Source organism: Xanthomonas cassavae CFBP 4642 (assembly GCF_000454545.1).
GTDB lineage: Bacteria > Pseudomonadota > Gammaproteobacteria > Xanthomonadales > Xanthomonadaceae > Xanthomonas > Xanthomonas cassavae.
Genome location: NZ_CM002139.1, coordinates 3,726,003 through 3,743,434 on the forward strand (window position 1 = coordinate 3,726,003; position 17,432 = coordinate 3,743,434).

General features: G+C 65.7%; 13 protein-coding genes and 1 pseudogene. 7 read left to right on the top strand and 7 right to left on the bottom strand.

What is annotated here, in order from left to right:
• Positions 1 to 125 precede the first annotated feature (125 nt).
• The 4 genes from cobA (at position 126) to XCSCFBP4642_RS0116395 (ending at position 3,668) form a co-directional block, all read left to right on the top strand.
• Complete coding sequence (gene cobA, locus XCSCFBP4642_RS0116380) at positions 126 to 1,325, top strand: uroporphyrinogen-III C-methyltransferase (protein ID WP_084624552.1); 1,200 nt, start codon at positions 126 to 128, stop codon at positions 1,323 to 1,325.
• 16 nt (positions 1,326 to 1,341) lie between these two features.
• Positions 1,342 to 2,301 carry a cysteine synthase A gene (cysK, locus tag XCSCFBP4642_RS0116385; protein WP_029220740.1) on the top strand — a complete coding sequence of 320 codons (960 nt, stop codon included), beginning with the start codon at positions 1,342 to 1,344 and terminating at the stop codon, positions 2,299 to 2,301.
• A gap of 135 nt (positions 2,302 to 2,436) precedes the next feature.
• Positions 2,437 to 2,943 carry a methyltransferase family protein gene (locus XCSCFBP4642_RS0116390; protein ID WP_029220741.1) on the top strand — a complete coding sequence of 169 codons (507 nt, stop codon included), beginning with the start codon at positions 2,437 to 2,439 and terminating at the stop codon, positions 2,941 to 2,943.
• A 185-nt stretch (positions 2,944 to 3,128) separates the two neighbouring features.
• The gene (locus XCSCFBP4642_RS0116395; RefSeq protein ID WP_029220742.1) at positions 3,129 to 3,668 is read left to right on the top strand and encodes an O-acetyl-ADP-ribose deacetylase; all 540 of its coding nucleotides are present in this window, start codon (positions 3,129 to 3,131) and stop codon (positions 3,666 to 3,668) included.
• A gap of 427 nt (positions 3,669 to 4,095) precedes the next feature.
• On the opposite strand, the gene XCSCFBP4642_RS0116400 is transcribed toward XCSCFBP4642_RS0116395, so the two are convergent.
• From XCSCFBP4642_RS0116400 to XCSCFBP4642_RS25080, 7 genes and pseudogenes are all read right to left on the bottom strand, one after another.
• Entirely contained in the window at positions 4,096 to 5,100 is a 1,005-nt protein-coding gene (locus XCSCFBP4642_RS0116400) for a class I fructose-bisphosphate aldolase (RefSeq protein WP_029220743.1), read from the bottom strand.
• Positions 5,101 to 5,856: 756 nt separating this feature from the next.
• Positions 5,857 to 7,323 carry a pyruvate kinase gene (pyk, locus tag XCSCFBP4642_RS0116410; protein ID WP_033898471.1) on the bottom strand — a complete coding sequence of 489 codons (1,467 nt, stop codon included), beginning with the start codon at positions 7,321 to 7,323 and terminating at the stop codon, positions 5,857 to 5,859.
• A gap of 256 nt (positions 7,324 to 7,579) precedes the next feature.
• A complete protein-coding gene (locus XCSCFBP4642_RS0116415) occupies positions 7,580 to 8,227 on the bottom strand; it encodes an HAD family hydrolase (RefSeq protein WP_029220745.1) in 648 nt (215 codons plus the stop codon).
• Positions 8,224 to 9,399: a phosphoglycerate kinase gene (locus XCSCFBP4642_RS0116420; protein ID WP_029220746.1), complete on the bottom strand. Its 1,176-nt coding sequence runs from the start codon at positions 9,397 to 9,399 to the stop codon at positions 8,224 to 8,226. Before XCSCFBP4642_RS0116420 ends, XCSCFBP4642_RS0116415 begins: the two co-directional genes overlap by 4 nt.
• Before the next feature lie 404 nt (positions 9,400 to 9,803).
• Positions 9,804 to 11,150, bottom strand: coding sequence for a DUF3999 domain-containing protein (locus XCSCFBP4642_RS0116425; RefSeq protein ID WP_029220747.1), 1,347 nt, complete (start codon positions 11,148 to 11,150; stop codon positions 9,804 to 9,806).
• Positions 11,147 to 13,621 (bottom strand): annotated as a pseudogene (locus XCSCFBP4642_RS0116430) (DUF2339 domain-containing protein); the annotation flags it as partial. The gene XCSCFBP4642_RS0116425 and the pseudogene XCSCFBP4642_RS0116430, both read right to left, overlap by 4 nt.
• A gap of 511 nt (positions 13,622 to 14,132) precedes the next feature.
• Positions 14,133 to 14,561 carry a hypothetical protein gene (locus XCSCFBP4642_RS25080; protein ID WP_152527350.1) on the bottom strand — a complete coding sequence of 143 codons (429 nt, stop codon included), beginning with the start codon at positions 14,559 to 14,561 and terminating at the stop codon, positions 14,133 to 14,135.
• Positions 14,562 to 14,845: 284 nt separating this feature from the next.
• Between XCSCFBP4642_RS25080 and XCSCFBP4642_RS0116440 the strand changes: the two genes are divergently transcribed.
• From XCSCFBP4642_RS0116440 to XCSCFBP4642_RS28740, 3 genes are all read left to right on the top strand, one after another.
• The gene (locus XCSCFBP4642_RS0116440; protein WP_029220750.1) at positions 14,846 to 15,331 is read left to right on the top strand and encodes a hypothetical protein; all 486 of its coding nucleotides are present in this window, start codon (positions 14,846 to 14,848) and stop codon (positions 15,329 to 15,331) included.
• Positions 15,332 to 15,887: 556 nt separating this feature from the next.
• Complete coding sequence (locus tag XCSCFBP4642_RS0116445; RefSeq protein ID WP_152527351.1) at positions 15,888 to 16,271, top strand: hypothetical protein; 384 nt, start codon at positions 15,888 to 15,890, stop codon at positions 16,269 to 16,271.
• A gap of 593 nt (positions 16,272 to 16,864) precedes the next feature.
• Positions 16,865 to 17,278 (top strand): hypothetical protein, encoded by a 414-nt coding sequence (locus tag XCSCFBP4642_RS28740; RefSeq protein ID WP_152527290.1) that lies wholly within the window; start codon positions 16,865 to 16,867, stop codon positions 17,276 to 17,278.
• Positions 17,279 to 17,432: the final 154 nt, after the last annotated feature.

Genomic DNA, 17,432 nt, shown 5'->3' on the forward strand with positions numbered 1-17,432 from the left:
CTTCGACTGTAGAGGAGTTCTGCGGGCCAGCTTATAACCGAACGCTATTTTCAGGGTGTATGAAGTCATTTCCGACGGCTATATGCCGGCGGTACGGTCTGGCCCTCCCTTTCGATCGCCTCACTGTGACTGCTGCGTTTCCGCTCCTTGCCGACCTGCGTGGCCGTGCCGTCCTGGTGGTCGGCAGCGGTGCCGCGGCCGAGCGTGTCACTGCCGCGCTGTTGCAGGCCGGTGCGCTGCCACTGGTCGGCGCCCCGGCGCTGACCCCGCAACTGCAGCAGTGGGCCCAGGCCGGCGACCTGCGTTGGCTGGCCGGGCGTTTCGACCCCGCATGGCTGGCACTGCCCGACGCGCCGCTGTGGCTGACCATCGCCGCCAGCGACATCCCCGAGCTCAACGAGGCCCTGCGCACTGCCGCCGGTGCCCACCGCCTGCTGACCCATAGCCCCACGCCCGCCATCGCCCCAGCTGCGCCCTCCCCCACGCAGCATGCGCACATCGCTCCGCTGTCCCCCGGCAGCGTGACCCTGGTGGGCGCAGGCCCCGGCGACCCCGGCCTGCTGACCCGGCACGCGCTGCGCGCACTGCGGCAGGCCGAGGTGGTGCTGCACGACCGCCTGGTCAGTCCGCAGATCCTGCGCCTGGCCCGCAGTGACGCGCTGCTGGTGGAAGTGGGCAAGTCCGCGCAGGGTCACAGCACGCGCCAGGAGCAGATCCACGCGTTGATGCTCGAACATGCGCGCGCCGGCCGCCGGGTGGTGCGCCTGAAGGGCGGCGACGCGTTCGTGTTCGGCCGCGGCGGCGAAGAGCTGGAATTCCTGCACGCACAGGGCATCGGCTTCCAGGTCATCCCCGGCATCACCGCCGCACTGGCCTGCGCGGCCTACGCCGGCATCCCGCTCACCCATCGCGACCATGCGCAATCGCTGCGGCTGATCACCGCACACTGCAAGGATTCGCTGGACACCCTGGACTGGCAGGCGCTGGGCCAGGAACGCCAGACACTGGCCTTCTACATGGGCGTGGCGGGTCTGGACGGCATCCAGCAGCGGCTGCTGCAGGCCGGCCGCGCACCCACCACCCCGTTTGCGCTGGTGGAAAACGGCTCGCGCCCGCAGCAGCGCGTCATCACCGGTACGCTGGCCACGCTGGCCGTCACCGCCCAGTTGCACGCAGTGCGCGCGCCGGCGCTATTGATCCTGGGTGAGGTGGCGGCACTGGCGCAGACGCTGCACTGGTTCGGCGCAGCGCCACTGGGCGCGCCACCGGCCCTGCACTCACCCATCGCAACGCCGCACTCGCCCACACTCGCCCACGCAGCCTGATTCCGACGGAGACCCCATGGCCCTGTACGACAACATCCTCGACACCATCGGCCGCACTCCGGTGGTCAAACTCAACCGCCTCGCGCCGGACCACGTCTCGCTCTACGTCAAGGTCGAATCGTTCAACCCCGGCGGCTCGGTCAAGGACCGCCTGGCGCTGGCGATCATCCTCGACGCCGAGCAGCGCGGCCTGCTCAAGCCCGGCGACACCATCGTGGAAGCCACCTCCGGCAACACCGGTGTGGCATTGGCCATGGTGGCGGCCGCGCGTGGCTACAAGTTCGTCGCCACCATGGTGGAAACCTTCTCCATCGAGCGCCGCAAGCTGATGCGCGCCTACGGCGCCAAGGTGATCCTGACCCCGGCGGCCGAGCGCGGCAGCGGCATGGTGCGCAAGGCCAGGGAGCTGGCCGATCAGCACGGCTGGTTCCTGGCCAGCCAGTTCGCCAACCCGGCCAATCCGGCCTACCACCGCAACACCACCGCCGCCGAGATCCTGCGCGACTTCGCCGACCACCGGCTGGACCACTTCGTCACCGGCTGGGGCACCGGCGGCACCCTCACCGGCGTGGGCGAAGTGCTGCGCGTGGCGCGGCCGGAAGTACGCATCACCGCCACCGAGCCGGCCGGCGCCGCCTTGCTGCAGGGCCAGGACTGGAAGCCGCACAAGATCCAGGGCTGGACCCCGGACTTCGTCCCCGAGGTACTCAACCGCGAGATCGCGCACGAGGTGCTCAGCGTGGAAGACACCGACGCCATCACCATCGCCCGCCGCCTGGCCGCCGAGGAGGGCATCTTCACCGGTATTTCCGGCGGCGGCACGGTCGCCACCGCGCTGCGCGTGGCCGAGTCTGCCACGCCCGGCGCAGTGATCCTGGCGATGCTGCCGGACACCGGCGAGCGTTACTTCTCCACCCCCCTGTTCGCCGACATCAACGAAGGCTCGGATGACGACTGGCTGGCAGGCCTGCCCTGAGCGGGTCGGTAGGGTGAGCGGTGGCCAGGTGTAGGGGCTAGGTTTTTTCGGGACCCGGCTCTTCCCGGCGCTCCCCACCTCCCGCCTCCGTCAAGGAACCGTTAGGATGACGGCCGCGATGTGGGGAGAACCGTGGTGAGCAACCGGCCGTATGGACACAGCGACACCCGCACTGCGCGGGCGCCATGGCTGGTGAAGATGACCTCGCCCGTGCACTTTGCGCTGGCGCTTGGTATCGGCGGATGGCTGCAGGACGCGTTGGCGCTGCCACTGCCGGCACCGACGCCCCTGGCCTGGATCCAACTGGCCGGTGGCCTGCTCGCTGTTCTTGGGCTGGCGTTGGCACTGAGTTGTTTCGTGCTGTTCGCTCGTCGGCGCACCACCATCATGCCCAGCGGCCACCCGTCGCGACTGGTGCTGGACGGTCCCTATCGCTTCACCCGCAACCCCATGTATCTGGCGCTGGTAATGAGCTATGTCGGCCTGTGCCTGCAGCTTGGGCTGCCGTGGGCCGTGCTGTTGCTGCCGCTGCCCTGGGTGGCCCTGCAGGGCTACGTCATCCCGTTCGAAGAAGCGCGCCTGCGTGTCGAATTCGGCCGTCACTACATCGATTACTGCGCACGCGTCAGACGCTGGCTGTAACCAACCGGCGCCACGTCTTCGACCTGACGGACCGACTGCCTCGTCGCAGATCCCTTGGTCTGCCGGACGGTTGAATGGCAGAGTGGCTGCGTCGCATACCATGAGATGAATGGCCACTAGCGTGGAGGCCCGCGACGCCTGCACCCATCACGCGTTCATCATTCAAATCCCATAACTATCACGCCATGAGAATCGAAGTCTGGCAAGGCGACATCACCGAACTCGACGTTGACGTCATCGTCAACGCCGCCAACGAATCACTGCTTGGCGGTGGCGGCGTCGATGGCGCCATCCATCGCGCAGCCGGTCCACGGTTGCTGCAAGCCTGCGAAGCGCTCCCACAGGTGCGCCCGGGCGTGCGCTGCCCCACCGGTGAAATCCGCGTCACCGAGGGCTTTGATCTGAAAGCCCGACACGTGTTTCATACGGTGGGCCCGGTGTGGCGCGATGGCAAGCACAACGAGCCCGAGCAGCTGGCCAATTGCTACTGGCAGTCATTGAAGCTTGCCGAGCAGATGCTGCTGCATTCAATTGCGTTCCCCGCGATCAGCTGCGGAATCTATGGCTATCCGTTGTATCAGGCCGCACGCATTGCAGTGACCGAAACGCGCGATTGGCAACGCTCGCACAAGGTGCCCAAGCACATCGTGCTGGTGGCCTACAACGAGGCGACCTACAAGGCGTATCAGCAGGCATTGGCGACACAGGAAACGGCAGCTGCCTGATCGCTGCACCGTGTGCAGGTCGCAATGACGAGCGCCGCAAGGCGCTCGTTGCATTTTGGCCGTTGGCAAGGGTGTCGTCTTCAGCCCAGGCACGAATGTCGTCGTCTTGGTGGAGGCACGAACGTGCAGCAGCTCTGCTGCGCACGGCGTCACCTGACCAGCCTGCAACAGGGGTGGTTGACACATTCGGAAGCGATCGTCAGGCCGGCGCTGGCGGTGGCGTGAAACAGCCGTAGCCGCACCCGCAATGCCGATCAGGCAACGGCCGTCATCGTCTCGCGACTGTGCGGTGTTCGCGCGTTGTCTTGCGCTGTTCCACACCTCGGCGCAACCCACCACCGCGACGACAGGCAACAAAAAAACGCCGGCATCGCTGCCGGCGTTCTGGTCTTGCAGGCGATGCGGCCTTGCGGCCGCGATCACGCGATCAGCCCTTCCACTTGCCCAGTGCTGCCAGGCCGTTTTCCTTGGCGCGCTCATAGATGACCTGCTGCGCCTTGGCGTAGTTGCCGGTCATGTCCTGGGACCACAGCTTCAACGCCGCCTGCTGCATGGCGCGGCCGTAGGAGAAGCTCAGCGGCCAAGGCAGGTTGCCCAATTGGTGCATCTCGTTGAGATGCGCGGTGGACTGCTCGTCGGTCTGGCCGCCGGACAGGAATACGATGCCAGGCAGGATCGCCGGCACGGTCGACTTCAGGCACATCACGGTGGACTCGGCCACTTCCTCGACGCTGGCCTGCTCTTGGCAGCCCTTGCCGGAGATGACCATCGAGGCCTTCAGGATGGTGCCTTCCAGCACGACGTTCTGCTCGTACAGCGCGCCGAACAGCGAGCGCAGCGTGGCCTCGGTGACTTCGTAGCAGGTCTCGATGTCGTGACTGCCATCCATGATGACTTCCGGCTCGACCATCGGCACCAGGCCCTGCTCCTGGCACAACGCGGCGTAACGCGCCAGCGCATGCGAGTTGGCCTCGATGCAGGTGCCGGACGGGATGTCTTCGCCGATGTTGATGACCGCACGCCACTTGGCGAAGCGCGCGCCCAGCGTGTAGTACTCCTCCAGACGCGCACGCAGGCCGTCCAGACCTTCGGTCACCAGCTCACCCGGCATGCCGGCCAGCGGCTGCGCGCCCTTGTCGACCTTGATGCCCGGGATGATGCCGTGCTCGGTCATGTACTTGGCGAACGGCACGCCGTCCTTGGTCTTCTGACGGATGGTCTCGTCGAACAGGATGGCGCCGGAGATGTAATCGCTCAGCTTGGGCGTGGTCAGCAGCAGTTCGCGATAGGCGCGACGGTTTTCTTCGATGTTCTCGATGCCGACGCTGGCAAAACGCTTTGCGATCGTGCTGGTCGACTCGTCGATGGCGATGATGCCCTTGCCCGGGGCGACCATGGCCTGGGCGGTTTCGGCAAGCTGTTCGATGCTCATGTAGTTCCTGTGGCAGCTGCGGGGGAGAACGAAAGTATAGCGATGAAAGTCGTACACATTCCTTCACGGAATGTCTGCAACCGATTACACCTTGCAGACGTGACAGGATGTGTGGCGCCGCTCGCATCGCGGGAATCGGGAATCGGGAATCGGGAATCGGGATTCGGGATTCGGGAATCGGGAATCGGGAATCGGGAATCGGGATTCGGGATTCGGGATTCGGGATTCGGGATTCGGGATTCGGGATTCGGGAAAGCAGAGCATGACGTGCAGCTTGTTGCTTGCTTTGCTGTGATGCATGGCGCCAATGAGGCGCGGCGGTGCGGTGGCTCGATTGAACATGCGCCACGCATGCGTTGGTTGGCGTTTGTGGATGTTGGCCTGTTGCATCGAGCTGCCTGCGGCATGCGCTACTAACGTTACGACGAGCCCTCCTTCGTCGCCACCTATCCGGTCACGCCGCGCGTCGTTCAACGTCCTTCCGTTCCGTCGACGCGCGGAAAGCCGAATCGCCGTCGTGGGCAGGCTTTGCCTTGTGAAACACATGGCGCGTCGCCGCCGCGCCGTTACGACAGCGCGGCGGCGATGTTGCGCTGGGTTGGCAGTCGCCGGATCCGGCCGTTGAGCAACACGCCGCCCCAGGCCGGGCACTCGCCGACGCCCGGCATCTCCACACAGCACAACGGCGGCCCTGGGGCCGCCGTTGTGTGTCGCGTCGTCCGGCTCAGGTCGTGCGCCGGGTGCCGTCAACCGGGATTACAGCTCGCCCAGACCGGTGGCGCGGCCGTCTTCGCCCACTTCCAGCAGACGTAGCGTATTGGTGGCGCCGTGCATTTCCATGTGCTCGCCGCTGGTGAACACCACGCGGTCGCCAGGTCCCATGCGCTCGTTTTCCACCAGCAGGCGGATCGCCGCACGTGCCGCTTCGCGCGGGGTCAGGCCGCGGCTGTCGAAGCTGATCGGGAACACGCCGCGCATCATCGCCATCTGGCGGCGCGCGCCATCGTGACGGGTGAAGGCGTAGATCGGCATGTTGGAGCGGAAGCGCGACAAAAAGCGCGGGGTGCCGCCGGATTCGGTCAACGCCACCACGCCGCCCAGGCCGATGTGCTCGGACAGGAACATGGTCGCCATCGCAATCGCCTGATCGGCACGCTGCAGGTTGCGTTGCGCCGCTTCGAAGTCGGTATCGAATTCGAACTGGTGCTCGGCACCCAGGCAGATGCGCGCCATCGCTTCCACCGCACGCACCGGGTAGGCACCGGCGGCGGTTTCGGCCGACAGCATCACCGCGTCGGTGCCGTCGATGACGGCATTGGCCACGTCCAGCACTTCGGCGCGGGTCGGGATCGGGCTTTCCACCATCGACTGCAGCATCTGCGTGGCGGTGATCACCACCTTGTTCTGCGCCAGCGACTCGCGAATGATCTTCTTCTGCAGGCCCGGCAATTCGGCATCGCCGATTTCCACGCCCAGATCGCCACGCGCCACCATCACCACATCGGAGGCTTCGACGATTTCGACCAGGTTCTCGATCGCTTCGGTGCGCTCGATCTTGGACACCAGCTGCGCATCGCAGCCATGCTGCTGGGCGATCTGACGCGCGTCGTGCATGTCCTGCGCATTGCGGCAGAACGACACCGCGATGAAGTCCACGCCGATCTTGGCGACGATGCCGATCAGTTCCTTGTCGCGCTCGGTCAGCGCGCCCAGCGACAAACCGCCGCCCTGCTTGTTGAGGCCCTTGCGGTCGGACAGCACGCCGTCGTTTAACACCTTGGTGACGATGCGCTCGCCCTGCACGTCGGTGACCTGCAACTGCACCAGGCCATCGTCGAGCAGCAGGACGTCGCCGGCGGTGACGTCCTGCGGCAGGCCGAGGTAGCTCACGCCCACCTGGCGTTGGTCGCCGGCCGGTGCGTTGGCGTCGGCCACCAAGTCAAAACGGTCGCCCATGGCAAGCTTGATCTTGCCTTCGGCAAAGCGTTCGATACGGATCTTCGGGCCCGGCAGGTCGGCCAGGATGCCGACTTCGGCACCCACACGGGCGGCAGCGGCGCGCACTTCCGCGGCACGCTTGGCCTGGCCGGACGGGTCGCCATGGCTGAAGTTGAGGCGCACCACGTTGACGCCCGCCTTGAACAGCGCATCCAGCACACCGGGCGCATCCGTTGCCGGTCCGAGGGTGGCGAGGATCTTGGTGCGGCGTTGACGTTCTTTCATGATGGCCTCCCTGTAAAAGCCGCGAAACTTAACACACACGTCACGTACCGAGGATGGCATTGCGGCATAGCCACCCTCCGATTCCGGCATGTCTTACAGACAGTGCGGGACAGTACGTACGCCTGCGTCTGGCGCTGCCACCGGCAGCGCAGACGCTCGCCACCCTAGCCCGGTGGCGGTGAAGACGGCTCTGCGTGATGCGCACCGACACCGCGGATGCTTCGCGCAGGCGAACGCGACGGCCGCGGCGTGCGGCTCACGCCCGCAGCAATGCCGCCAACTCGGCCGGCGTGCGTGCCAGCGCGCCGGCGCCGGCGGCACGCAGTTCGGCTTCGTCGCCGAAGCCCCACAACACGCCGATGCTGTGGATACCGTGGTGAGTGGCGCCGTCGATATCCATGCGGCGGTCGCCGATCATCACGCAGCCGGTCTTGTCGATCTCAAGGCGACGCAATGCTTCGGCGATCAGGTCGGGCTTGAAGCGGCGCGCGCCGTCCTCGCTGGCGCCGATTACGTTTTCGAAGCAGGCACCGAATGGCAGATGCTCGACGATGCGGCGCGCATAGCGCTCATTCTTGGAGGTCACCACCGCCAGACGATGACCGGCGCGCTGCAGGCCGGTGACAACGGCGCCGATGCCGTCGAACACGCTGAGTTCGGTCCAGCCCACCGCGTCGTAGCGCTCGCGGTAGATGCCGAGCGCGCGCTGCACCAGCGCCGGATCGTCGGGGAAGCACTCGGTGAAGCTGTCGCGCAGCGGTGGGCCGATCCAGGCGCGCAGGGTCTGCGGCGACGGACGCGGCTGGCCCACCGTCTCGAAGGCATGCGCGATGCTGGCGACGATGCCCGGTTCCGAATCGACCAGGGTGCCGTCCAGATCGAAGAACAGCGGGGCTGCACTCACTTGCCGCGGGCCTCGAGCGCGGCCACCGCCGGCAGCGTCTTGCCTTCCAGAAATTCCAGGAACGCACCGCCACCGGTGGAAATGTAGGTGACGTCCCTGGCGATGTCGTACTTGTCCACCGCCGCCAGGGTGTCGCCGCCGCCAGCAATGGAGAACGCCTTGGATGCGGCGATGGCACGTGCCAGGGTTTCGGTGCCATGGCTGAAGGGCTCGAATTCGAACACGCCGACCGGCCCGTTCCACACCACCGTGCCGGCATTGGCGATCAGTTCGGCGTAGCGCTGCGCGGTCTGCGGGCCGATGTCCAGGATCAGGTCATCGGCCTCTACTGCGTCGAGCGATTTCACGCTGGCCGGCGCGTCGGGCAGGAACTGCTTGGCGACGACCACGTCGGTCGGCAGCGGGATGTCGGCGCCGCGGGTCCTGGCATCGGCCACAATCTGGTTGGCGGTGGGAATCAGGTCCGGTTCGTTCAAGGACTTGCCCACAGCATGTCCGGCCGCGGCAATGAAGGTGTTGGCGATGCCACCGCCGACGATCAGCTGGTCGACCTTGTTGACCAGGTTGGACAGCAACTCCAGCTTGGTCGAGACCTTGCTGCCGGCCACGATCGCCAGCAGCGGCTTGGCCGGGTTGTCCAGCGCCTTGGCCAGCGCATCCAGCTCGGCCATCAACAACGGGCCACCGGCGGCCACCGGCGCGAAGCGGATCACGCCATGCGTGGATGCCTGCGCACGATGCGCGGTACCGAAGGCATCCATGACGAATACATCGCACAGCGCGGCGTACTTGCGTGCCAGGGTCTGATCATCCTTGCCCTCGCCGACATTCATGCGGCAGTTCTCCAGCAGCACCACCTGGCCCTGCGCGACGTCCACGCCGTCGACCCAGTCGCGCACCAGCGGCACATCCACACCCAGCAAGGTGGTCAGGCGCGCGGCCACCGGCGTCAGCGAATCGGCTTCGCTCCAGCTGCCTTCCTTCGGGCGCCCCAGGTGCGAGGTGACCATCACCGCCGCGCCTTTTTCCAGCGCCAGCTTGATGGTGGGCACCGAGGCGGTGATGCGCTGTTCGGAGGTGATCTGGCCGTTGTCGATCGGCACATTGAGATCCTGGCGGATCAGCACGCGCTTGCCGGAGAGATCGAGGTCGGTCATGCGGACGATGGACATGGGCTTGGCTCGCTAGTTCTGGGGATTAGGGAAGCGGGATTGGGGATTGGTACAAGGCGCCGCGCGTGCGTGCACGCTCTGTGCGCGCAGCAATGGCGCGACTGCGCCAGCTTGACCAGGCGCCGTGGTTCACAACGATGCCGCCATTGCACCTGCGGCAGACGCCGACGGCAGTGGCTCGGAGACCACGGCCTTGGCGGCGGGGATCGGGCAATCAGGGTTCGGAAGCGGCCCGCCGTTCCGCAACCGGACAGTGCGCTGGGCGGGCGCCGCTGCCGCAAGTGCGGATGGCGCGGACGGTGGTCGGTCGGACACGACGGGCAATGCGACTGCCTTGGCGACGGGGGACGCCCATTGTCGGACCTTCGCGCCGCAGCGGCAAACCGGCCGCGGCGCGTGCAGGCTCAGGCCTCGCGATTGGCGCCGGCACTGCGCAGCAGACTCACGGCGAAACCGCCCACCAGCAAGGCGCCCCCCACCAGTAACGCCCACAGCAGCCAGCGTTTCCAATCGTGCGGGGCGGCCGCCGGTTGCAGTGCCGCCTCACCCGCCAACGGTTGCGCGCGGGCCGCCACCGCGGCCTGGGCCGGCTGCCACTGCGTGCCGCGCTGCTGCCGCAGCGCCTGCAGCATGTCCGCCAGCGGTGCATCGCCACGCTGGACGCGCGCGCTGCCGGCAACCAGCGCGTACGGCGACTGACCCTGGGCAAGAAACATCAGGCGTTCGGGCTGGTAACCCACCCGCAAGGCGGGGACTGCCGTGCTGCGCCCCTGGGCCGCCACCAGACGCCATTGGCGATCGCGCACCGGCGCGGGCAGCTGCGGCGGCGAGGCGCGGCGACCGAGCCGAAAGGCCAACCAGGGGCCAGCCCGCCGCAGCCATACCGCATCATCGGTCTGGCGACTGTCCACGTTCCACTGCACCGCCTCGGCCTGGCCGCCCCCGACATCCAGTTGCGTGATCGGGAAGCGGCCCGGCAGGACGTAGGTCACCGCGGTGTCCTGCGCGGTGCCGGGCAGGTCCAGCCATGCCAGTTGCGCAGGTGTGGTGAGGCCGTCGAGTTCTGCCTCCACCACCTGCAGCGCCGGCAGGCTGCCCGACACCGGCACGATGCGCAGGTAGCGGGCGCCGCCGTCCACGGCGATGCGGCGTTGCTGCAGCCGCTGCGCCTGATTGTCCAGCGCCATGACCGTGGCATCGGAGGCCAGCACGCGCCAGTCGCGCAGATCGTCGCTGCCTTCCACGCGTAACTGCGCCTGTACCGGTGTGTCGCCTGCCCAGTCCAGCCACAGCGCGCGCGGGCGATCGCGCAGCGCGCTGGCATCGACCAACCAACTGCTGCCCGCAGCAGAAGCTGCAGAGGTTCCGGTGGCGAAACGCCCTTCCAGGCGTCGCACCGCGCCGCTGGCATCGCGCTCGGCAATCAGCTGCAGATCGCCCTTGCCGGTCGCTGCACCTTCGGGCAATGCGAAGACCGGCAAGCGGTGCCGGCGCGGTGCCGCCACCGGTGCCGCGTCGACAGGCAGCGCGGCGGTGGGCATTTCTTCGCCACGCGCATCGATCACCGTGATATCGCGCGCTGTGGCGTCATGCGCATCGCGATACACCGCCTCATTCAAGGTCAGCTGATACAGCCCGTCATCGGACGCAGCCAGCTGCAATGGCCATTGCTGCCGATAGTCCGGGCGGACATCGGCGGCCTGCGCCATCAGCGGCACCAGCAGCAGCCATCGGCAATGCCGTGCATTCATGCCTGATCCTTCGCCGCGCTGTCGTCGCCGGCAACGCGTTCTTCGACGATGGCACGCGGCGGCGCCGGTGCCAGATAGCCCACCACGGTGCACAACAGCCCGTAGGCCATGAACGAGCCAATGCCGAGCAGATTGCCCAGATGCTGGCGATCGACCAGTACCAGCTTGGCCAGCACCAGCCCCATCAGCAACGCACCACCCAGCCACAGCCCGCGCTGACCGCGCCGCGAACCGATCACCCAACCCAGCACACCGAGCACGCTCCACACGATGGTGAGGCTGGTCTGCGACAACGTCGCTTCCACCAGCCGCGCATCCCACGCCACCCCACCCCAGTGGTGCACGCTGTGCAGCGTACTGCCGGTGATCATGGCCCATCCCAGCACCCCGAGCGCGGTTACCCGCCAGCTGTGCAGCGCCGACGGTGCATGCCCGGACCAGGCCCAACGTGCGAACAAGGCCAGCACGGCCAGTTGCGCCAGCTCGGCCGGATTGAGCAGCGGCACCCACGGCAAGGGCGCCGGGCTGACCGGGTCCAGCACGGCAATCAGCCAGCCGATGCCCAGGACCGCAAACACGCAGCCCAGCAAGGCATTGCGCGTGGGCGCGAACGACTCTCCCTGCGGCCACGCCAGCCACGGCCAGCGCAGCAAGCCGACCGCAGCCACGGCCAACCAGGGGGTCGCCAGCAAGGCGCAGCGCCAGCCATTGGCAAGAGCGAAGGCATCCGCCAGCCAGGCCGCGCCCAGCGACACCACCGCCGGCCACAACAGCCACCAGATGAACTGCGCCACGATCGCGCCGGTGCCAGGCTGCATGCGCAGGCACCACAGGCCACGCACGCCTGCCAGCGCGAACGCCAGCCAGGCCAGTGGGCCCCAATGCGCGAACAGCTGCATGTGCGCGTGGTTCTGCCACACCGCCAACGGCGCGCCGAGCGCCAGCCCGGCCACGACGGTCCAGACCAGGGCCGCTGCGGGCCGGCGCCGATGCACCTCGGCGGCCAGCCACACGCTGAGCGCAACGAAGCCCAGCAGCAGATCCGGCTCGCTGCGCACATCGCCGGCAAAGCGCAGGATCTCGTGCACTCCGCACAGCGTCCACCAGCCCAGTCCCCACAGATACGCCACCAACGCGCGGCGCGGCTGCCCGGCATCGCGCAGGAACCAGGCACTGGCCCAGCCGGCAATGGCGAGCAGCAACGCGCTCATGCAGGTGGCATTGGCCACCGCCACGGCGTCGTACCGCCAGCCATCCACGCCGAAGGCGACACCGACGGACGCCAGCAGCTGCAATGCGACACCGCTGACCTGCGGGACCCGGCGTTGCTGGCGCAAGCCCAGCCACAGCAAGCCCGCACCTTCCAGCGCGAACACACTGGCAGTGGCGCGGGCCGACAATGCCAGCGGCACCGCCAGCGTGGCGAAGCCGACCGCCAGCATCGCATGCGCTTGACCGAGCAATCGCGTGGAGGCACGCCGCAGCAACCAGCGGGCCAGGCCCGCGTACAGCGCAGCCACCGCCACCGCACACAGCGCCAACGGCAGACGCTCGCCTTCCAGCAGACGCGCCTGCAACGCAAAGGCCACCAGCGGCGTGCCGAACAACAGGCTGCCATCGATCACCCGGCCCGCGCTGCCGTCACCACGCCGCGCATGCAGGACCGGAATGGCCACGTACATGGCGAAGAACAGCAACAGGAATGGCTCGGTGGTCGCGAACTTCGCCGGGCTATACTGCAGCGCGCCCCATAGCGTGGCGATGCCGAAGGTGAAGGCGAATCCCAGCAGGTTGAGCACCCGCCACGGCCGCGTCCAGGCAATGGCCACGATGTCGGCATTGAGCACGGCATAGTACGAGAACAGCGCAACGTGATTGCCGCTGCCGGTGGACAGCCAGATCGGCGCCAGGAAACCGGCCAGCACGCCCAACACCGCCAGCGTGCGCGACTCCTGCAGCACCGCCAGCACGCACATGCCCGCAATCAGCACCACACTGATGCCCATCGCCAGGCCTGCGCCCAGCAATGCGTACAACTTGAATGCCGCGAACACCGTCAACAGCAATCCACCGATGGCGCCCCCCTGCAACGCCAACGCGAACCCGGGGCGTTGCAGCCGCTGCTTCCAGCCGAACATCAGTCCGGCAAGCGCCAGGACACTGATGCCGGCCAACCGCAGTTCGATCGGCATGCGCATCCAGCCCTGGTCGCTGGCGTACTTCAACAACGCCGCCACACCGGCCAGCAACACCAGCATGCCCACCTTGACCGGCACGTTGCCTTCGGTGAACCAGCGTTTCACCGCACCAAGCGTGCGCATGACCGAGTCCGACCCGGCCGGCGCGTCAGACCACGGTTGCGATTGCGGTTGCGCGTGTGATGATGCGTCGCCCTGCGCGGCGGCTGCCGGCAACGGCGGCGCAGCGGAAAGCGCCTCCGCACCAGCCGCGGCAGGAAGTGGCGGCGGCAACGGCACGATCGCATCGGGTTGCGCATCCAGCACGACCGCAGGCGCACCGGCAGGCACCGCTGCATCGGCAGCCCCCCCAGCCATCGCCTCAGACCTGCCCGATCCAGGCCATTGCTGCCTCGGCGCCGGGCCCGGCTGTACCGCCGGCTCTGCCGCCGCCGTTGGCGCCACTGCGTCCGCAGCGCCAGCCTGCCAGTGCGCGAGCTGCTGCTCCAACGCATCCACGCGCCGCCGCAATCCGGCGATCCACACCAGCGCAATCACGACGCCCACCGGTACCGCCAGCAGCACCAGCGCGATCAATCCAATCAGTGCTTCCAATGTATTGCCCCGCAAGCCGGCATCCGGCCGAGTGCGCGCACCATACAGCCTCGGCCGCCCCTTGGGCAGGCGGGCCATGCCGTTGAAACAATGTCCGGGAATCGCAGTGGCCGCCGGATATCGGAACAGTCGCCACCGGCAAGCATTCCGCCATCAACAAAAACGCCCGGAAAACCGGGCGTTCGATAGGTTATTCGCGATAACCGCTGTCGTTCTTGTTGTGAATGATCCAGATCAGGTTGCCGCCGGTATCCATCGACTTGCCGGCAAATACCAAACGACCCTGGCCCTTGTAGGCCATTTCGTGACGGTAGCGGTCGCCACCGTAGAAGAACGGGATGAATGCCTTGCCGGTGACATACGACCCCTGGTCGGTCGGCTGACCAATCAAGTCGGTCACCTGCTTCATCGGCATACCGATCTTGAGCTGGGTGAACTTGCTGTCGGGCGCCGGCTTGCCGGTGATCTCGCCCTCATAATCGTTGACGCCCTTGACGGTCTCGCCGTAGCCGGCTTCGACCTGCGACGAGTTGGTGACCTCTCCATCAGCATTCATCCAGGCCGGCGTGCCGGTCTGTTTCTTGGCGACCGCGAGGGGGACGACGCCTGCGGCCGACACCGCGGTCAGCACCAGAATTGCGGTCCATTTACCGAGAACTTGCACTTCACCTCTCCTTGAATCCATGTGTGTCCCAAAACATCCTGTGCGGGCCAGTGTGGGAACGATCGCTGACCAGCAGCGGGCATTAGTGCACGAGCCGGCAGCGATGTCCATGTCATGGCACGGCGCGCAATGCGTCGCTTGCGCAACGCCCGAACCGATGGTAAAAGGCGCATGCGCACGCGGCAGCCTCACCGCCAAGCGCCCTCTTTTGGAATCACGTCTTACAGGGAAGTATCGCCATGCATCGCTCGTTCCGGAGCCAGGTCGTCCTGGCAGTCTGTGCGTCCACCCTGTTGATCGCGGCGCCGCCGGCATCTGCCGACCTGTTCGGCACCGCCGAAAGCGTCGCCCGAAGCTGGATCGGTCACGACGCTGGCGAGCTGATGATGCAATGGCCGGTAGGAAAAGGACTTTATACATCCGAAAACACCGAGACGCAGGAAACAGCCTACACCTACAACTTCGGCATCGAAGCGCACTACCGCACCAACTACTGGACCACGCAAGGCGGTGTTGTCGGCATGGTCGGCGGAGGCAATGGCGTGGCCGCCACCCCGATCTTCCAGGAATACCAGCATAGCGAAGAGGTATTCGTTCCGACCGAGCATCATTGCGAAATCACCTTCATCGCCGACTCGAGCGGCACCATCACCCGATACGATTTCGGCGGCAGCAAATGCAATGACCATGTACGCAGCTGGGGGCGCCCGAAGAGCAAAAAATAGTGCCATCACGCGCCCGACATCGGGCCACACAATAAGGAACGCCTGGATGAAAACAACCAACTGGATGTGCCGTAGCGCATGGCTGGCGCTTGCACTCGCGCAAGGGATCTTAGACTCAACTTCCAAGTGCAACACCCCGCCTTGACGTAGGGTAGCGGCATGGGCACACAGTACAGGCACCTGGGTTCCGAAGAACGCGCTTTGCTTCAAATTGAACTCGNTGCCACGGCCATGATGCAATCCACACCATGCCCAGAGCCGGTTTTACGTGCAGCGAGCAATTTTCATGGCTGAGAGTCGGGGCTAATCAGGAGGGAACTTGAGTTCTACGTGCGTGCAACTTTGCCCAGGGTCCTGGCATGCGTTGCCGGCTGCTGGCTTGCTGCTGCCGTCAGCGTCCGCTCACTGAGAGTGGTCATGCCCACAGCATTCAAGTTCGACAGTCTCTGGCGTGCGTCTCAGCCATGCGTCGCAGAGCTATGGGACACTCGGGACACCTTTGGAGCGGCCCCCAACCATGCGAATCGAACAACGAAAAGTTGTCCCTGCCTCTTGGATGAGAGTGAAGATACTTGCAGCGCTGATGGCCATATCACTTGCCGGGTGCGCGGCGGGTGGTCCGGTCGCGAGCCAGCCCATCGAAGGCTCCGTGCGGCTGGGAGAGATTGCGGCGGTCGATGGACCCAGGGTGCGTCCCGACCGCGTCATGGAAGACAGCCGTTGCCCAGCTGACGTTCAATGCATCCAGGCCGGCCGACTGGTCGTCAGGGCGACCGTGCTCGGTGGCATCTGGTCTAAGGAGGTAGACCTCACGCTCGGCGTCCCGGTCCCTGTTGCCGATGGCATGTTGACGCTGGTGGACGCCACACCAGTGCCGATTGCCAGCGAGACCGCCGCATCCGCTGCTCGCTTCACCTTTAAGTTTCAGGGCGGCCGTTAGGCGCTGTCCTTCACTACATCTAGAACAAAGTCATCCTACGACGCAGACACTGGGGCCACTGCTTCAATAGGCTGGCTTCTTGAGCACGTGGCAACAAACCAAGGCGCCCCGCTCTCAGGAATCCACTGGAAAAACAGCCACCACGTTTTACGTAGAGGCATTGCTTGCGCTCGCTGGACATCGACCACCTGCTCGCCACAAGCGGCCGGAGAAATGGTTGTCCGCGTCTCGAATTCCTGGCCTGCGGCCAATGGGCCACGCATGGAATCCCCAACACGCCAACGGACCACCTCTTGCTCCGAGTAAGGCGCGTCACCGTGCTGAACGATCTTTCTCTGCACGGAGACCATGGTCGCCTGGACAGCCACCGTAGCCCTGGCTTTAGCGTCGCCCAAGTTTTCATACATCACGCAGCTGCAGGCCATGGCTGCTGACGCTGGCACCAAGAGAGCCCAGCCGAGCAGCGCTTGGCGGATTGGAATCATCCTCATATCTGCTTCCTTCCCCTGAGAAGTGATAGTGCATATGATGGAAAGCAGCACGCTCGGCCAATCAGGCCATTTATTGATTATAAGCATCATGGGAGTTGAACCATGTCAAGCTTGGAGGACCGCCTTGCAGCCATTGCGGCTGATCTCAGCAAAGGAATAGCTGGACCTACTGAGACGGTCAGAACGCTTCTTTCTTGGTTTGGAGCGGAACGCCGAGGCACTTGGGTCGTAAAACAGATCAATGCAGCGTTGGAAGCGAGTGAACTCGTTACGCAGCCAAGCTTTGAATCCACCTGGATAGACGGGCCCATTACCTTTCGGATAAAACCAAACAATTCGCCCGGTGAGGCGCCGGTAGACCCCACCTTCCGTTTGGGCCGTTTAGAAGCAGCCAACAAGGCTGTAGTGTCGGTCACACCGAATGATACTTTGGCCACAGCTGTCACGTTGATGCTAACTAATGATTTTCTCAACTTCCGGTCATGGTTGGCGAGCGAGATGTCAAAGGGATCGTGAGTTGGAAGACTATTGGTGCCCGGCTTGCCATGGGGAAGAGCTGCCAGCAATGCCATGAGTTCACCTGATTAGCCCCGACTCTCAGCCATGAAAATTGCTCGCTGCACGTAAAACCGGCTCTGGGCATGGTGTGGATTGCATCATGGCCGTGGCA

Excerpts from the sequence above, each read along its gene's own strand:
- XCSCFBP4642_RS0116425 (WP_029220747.1), bottom strand. The coding sequence starts at position 11,150 with ATGAATGCACGGCATTGCCGATGGCTGCTGCTGGTGCCGCTGATGGCG.
- XCSCFBP4642_RS0116400 (WP_029220743.1), bottom strand. The coding sequence starts at position 5,100 with ATGAGCATCGAACAGCTTGCCGAAACCGCCCAGGCCATGGTCGCCCCG.
- XCSCFBP4642_RS0116440 (WP_029220750.1), top strand. The coding sequence starts at position 14,846 with ATGCATCGCTCGTTCCGGAGCCAGGTCGTCCTGGCAGTCTGTGCGTCC.
- pyk (WP_033898471.1), bottom strand. The coding sequence starts at position 7,323 with ATGAAAGAACGTCAACGCCGCACCAAGATCCTCGCCACCCTCGGACCG.
- cysK (WP_029220740.1), top strand. The coding sequence starts at position 1,342 with ATGGCCCTGTACGACAACATCCTCGACACCATCGGCCGCACTCCGGTG.
- XCSCFBP4642_RS0116445 (WP_152527351.1), top strand. The coding sequence starts at position 15,888 with ATGAGAGTGAAGATACTTGCAGCGCTGATGGCCATATCACTTGCCGGG.
- XCSCFBP4642_RS0116395 (WP_029220742.1), top strand. The coding sequence starts at position 3,129 with ATGAGAATCGAAGTCTGGCAAGGCGACATCACCGAACTCGACGTTGAC.
- XCSCFBP4642_RS28740 (WP_152527290.1), top strand. The coding sequence starts at position 16,865 with ATGTCAAGCTTGGAGGACCGCCTTGCAGCCATTGCGGCTGATCTCAGC.
- XCSCFBP4642_RS0116420 (WP_029220746.1), bottom strand. The coding sequence starts at position 9,399 with ATGTCCATCGTCCGCATGACCGACCTCGATCTCTCCGGCAAGCGCGTG.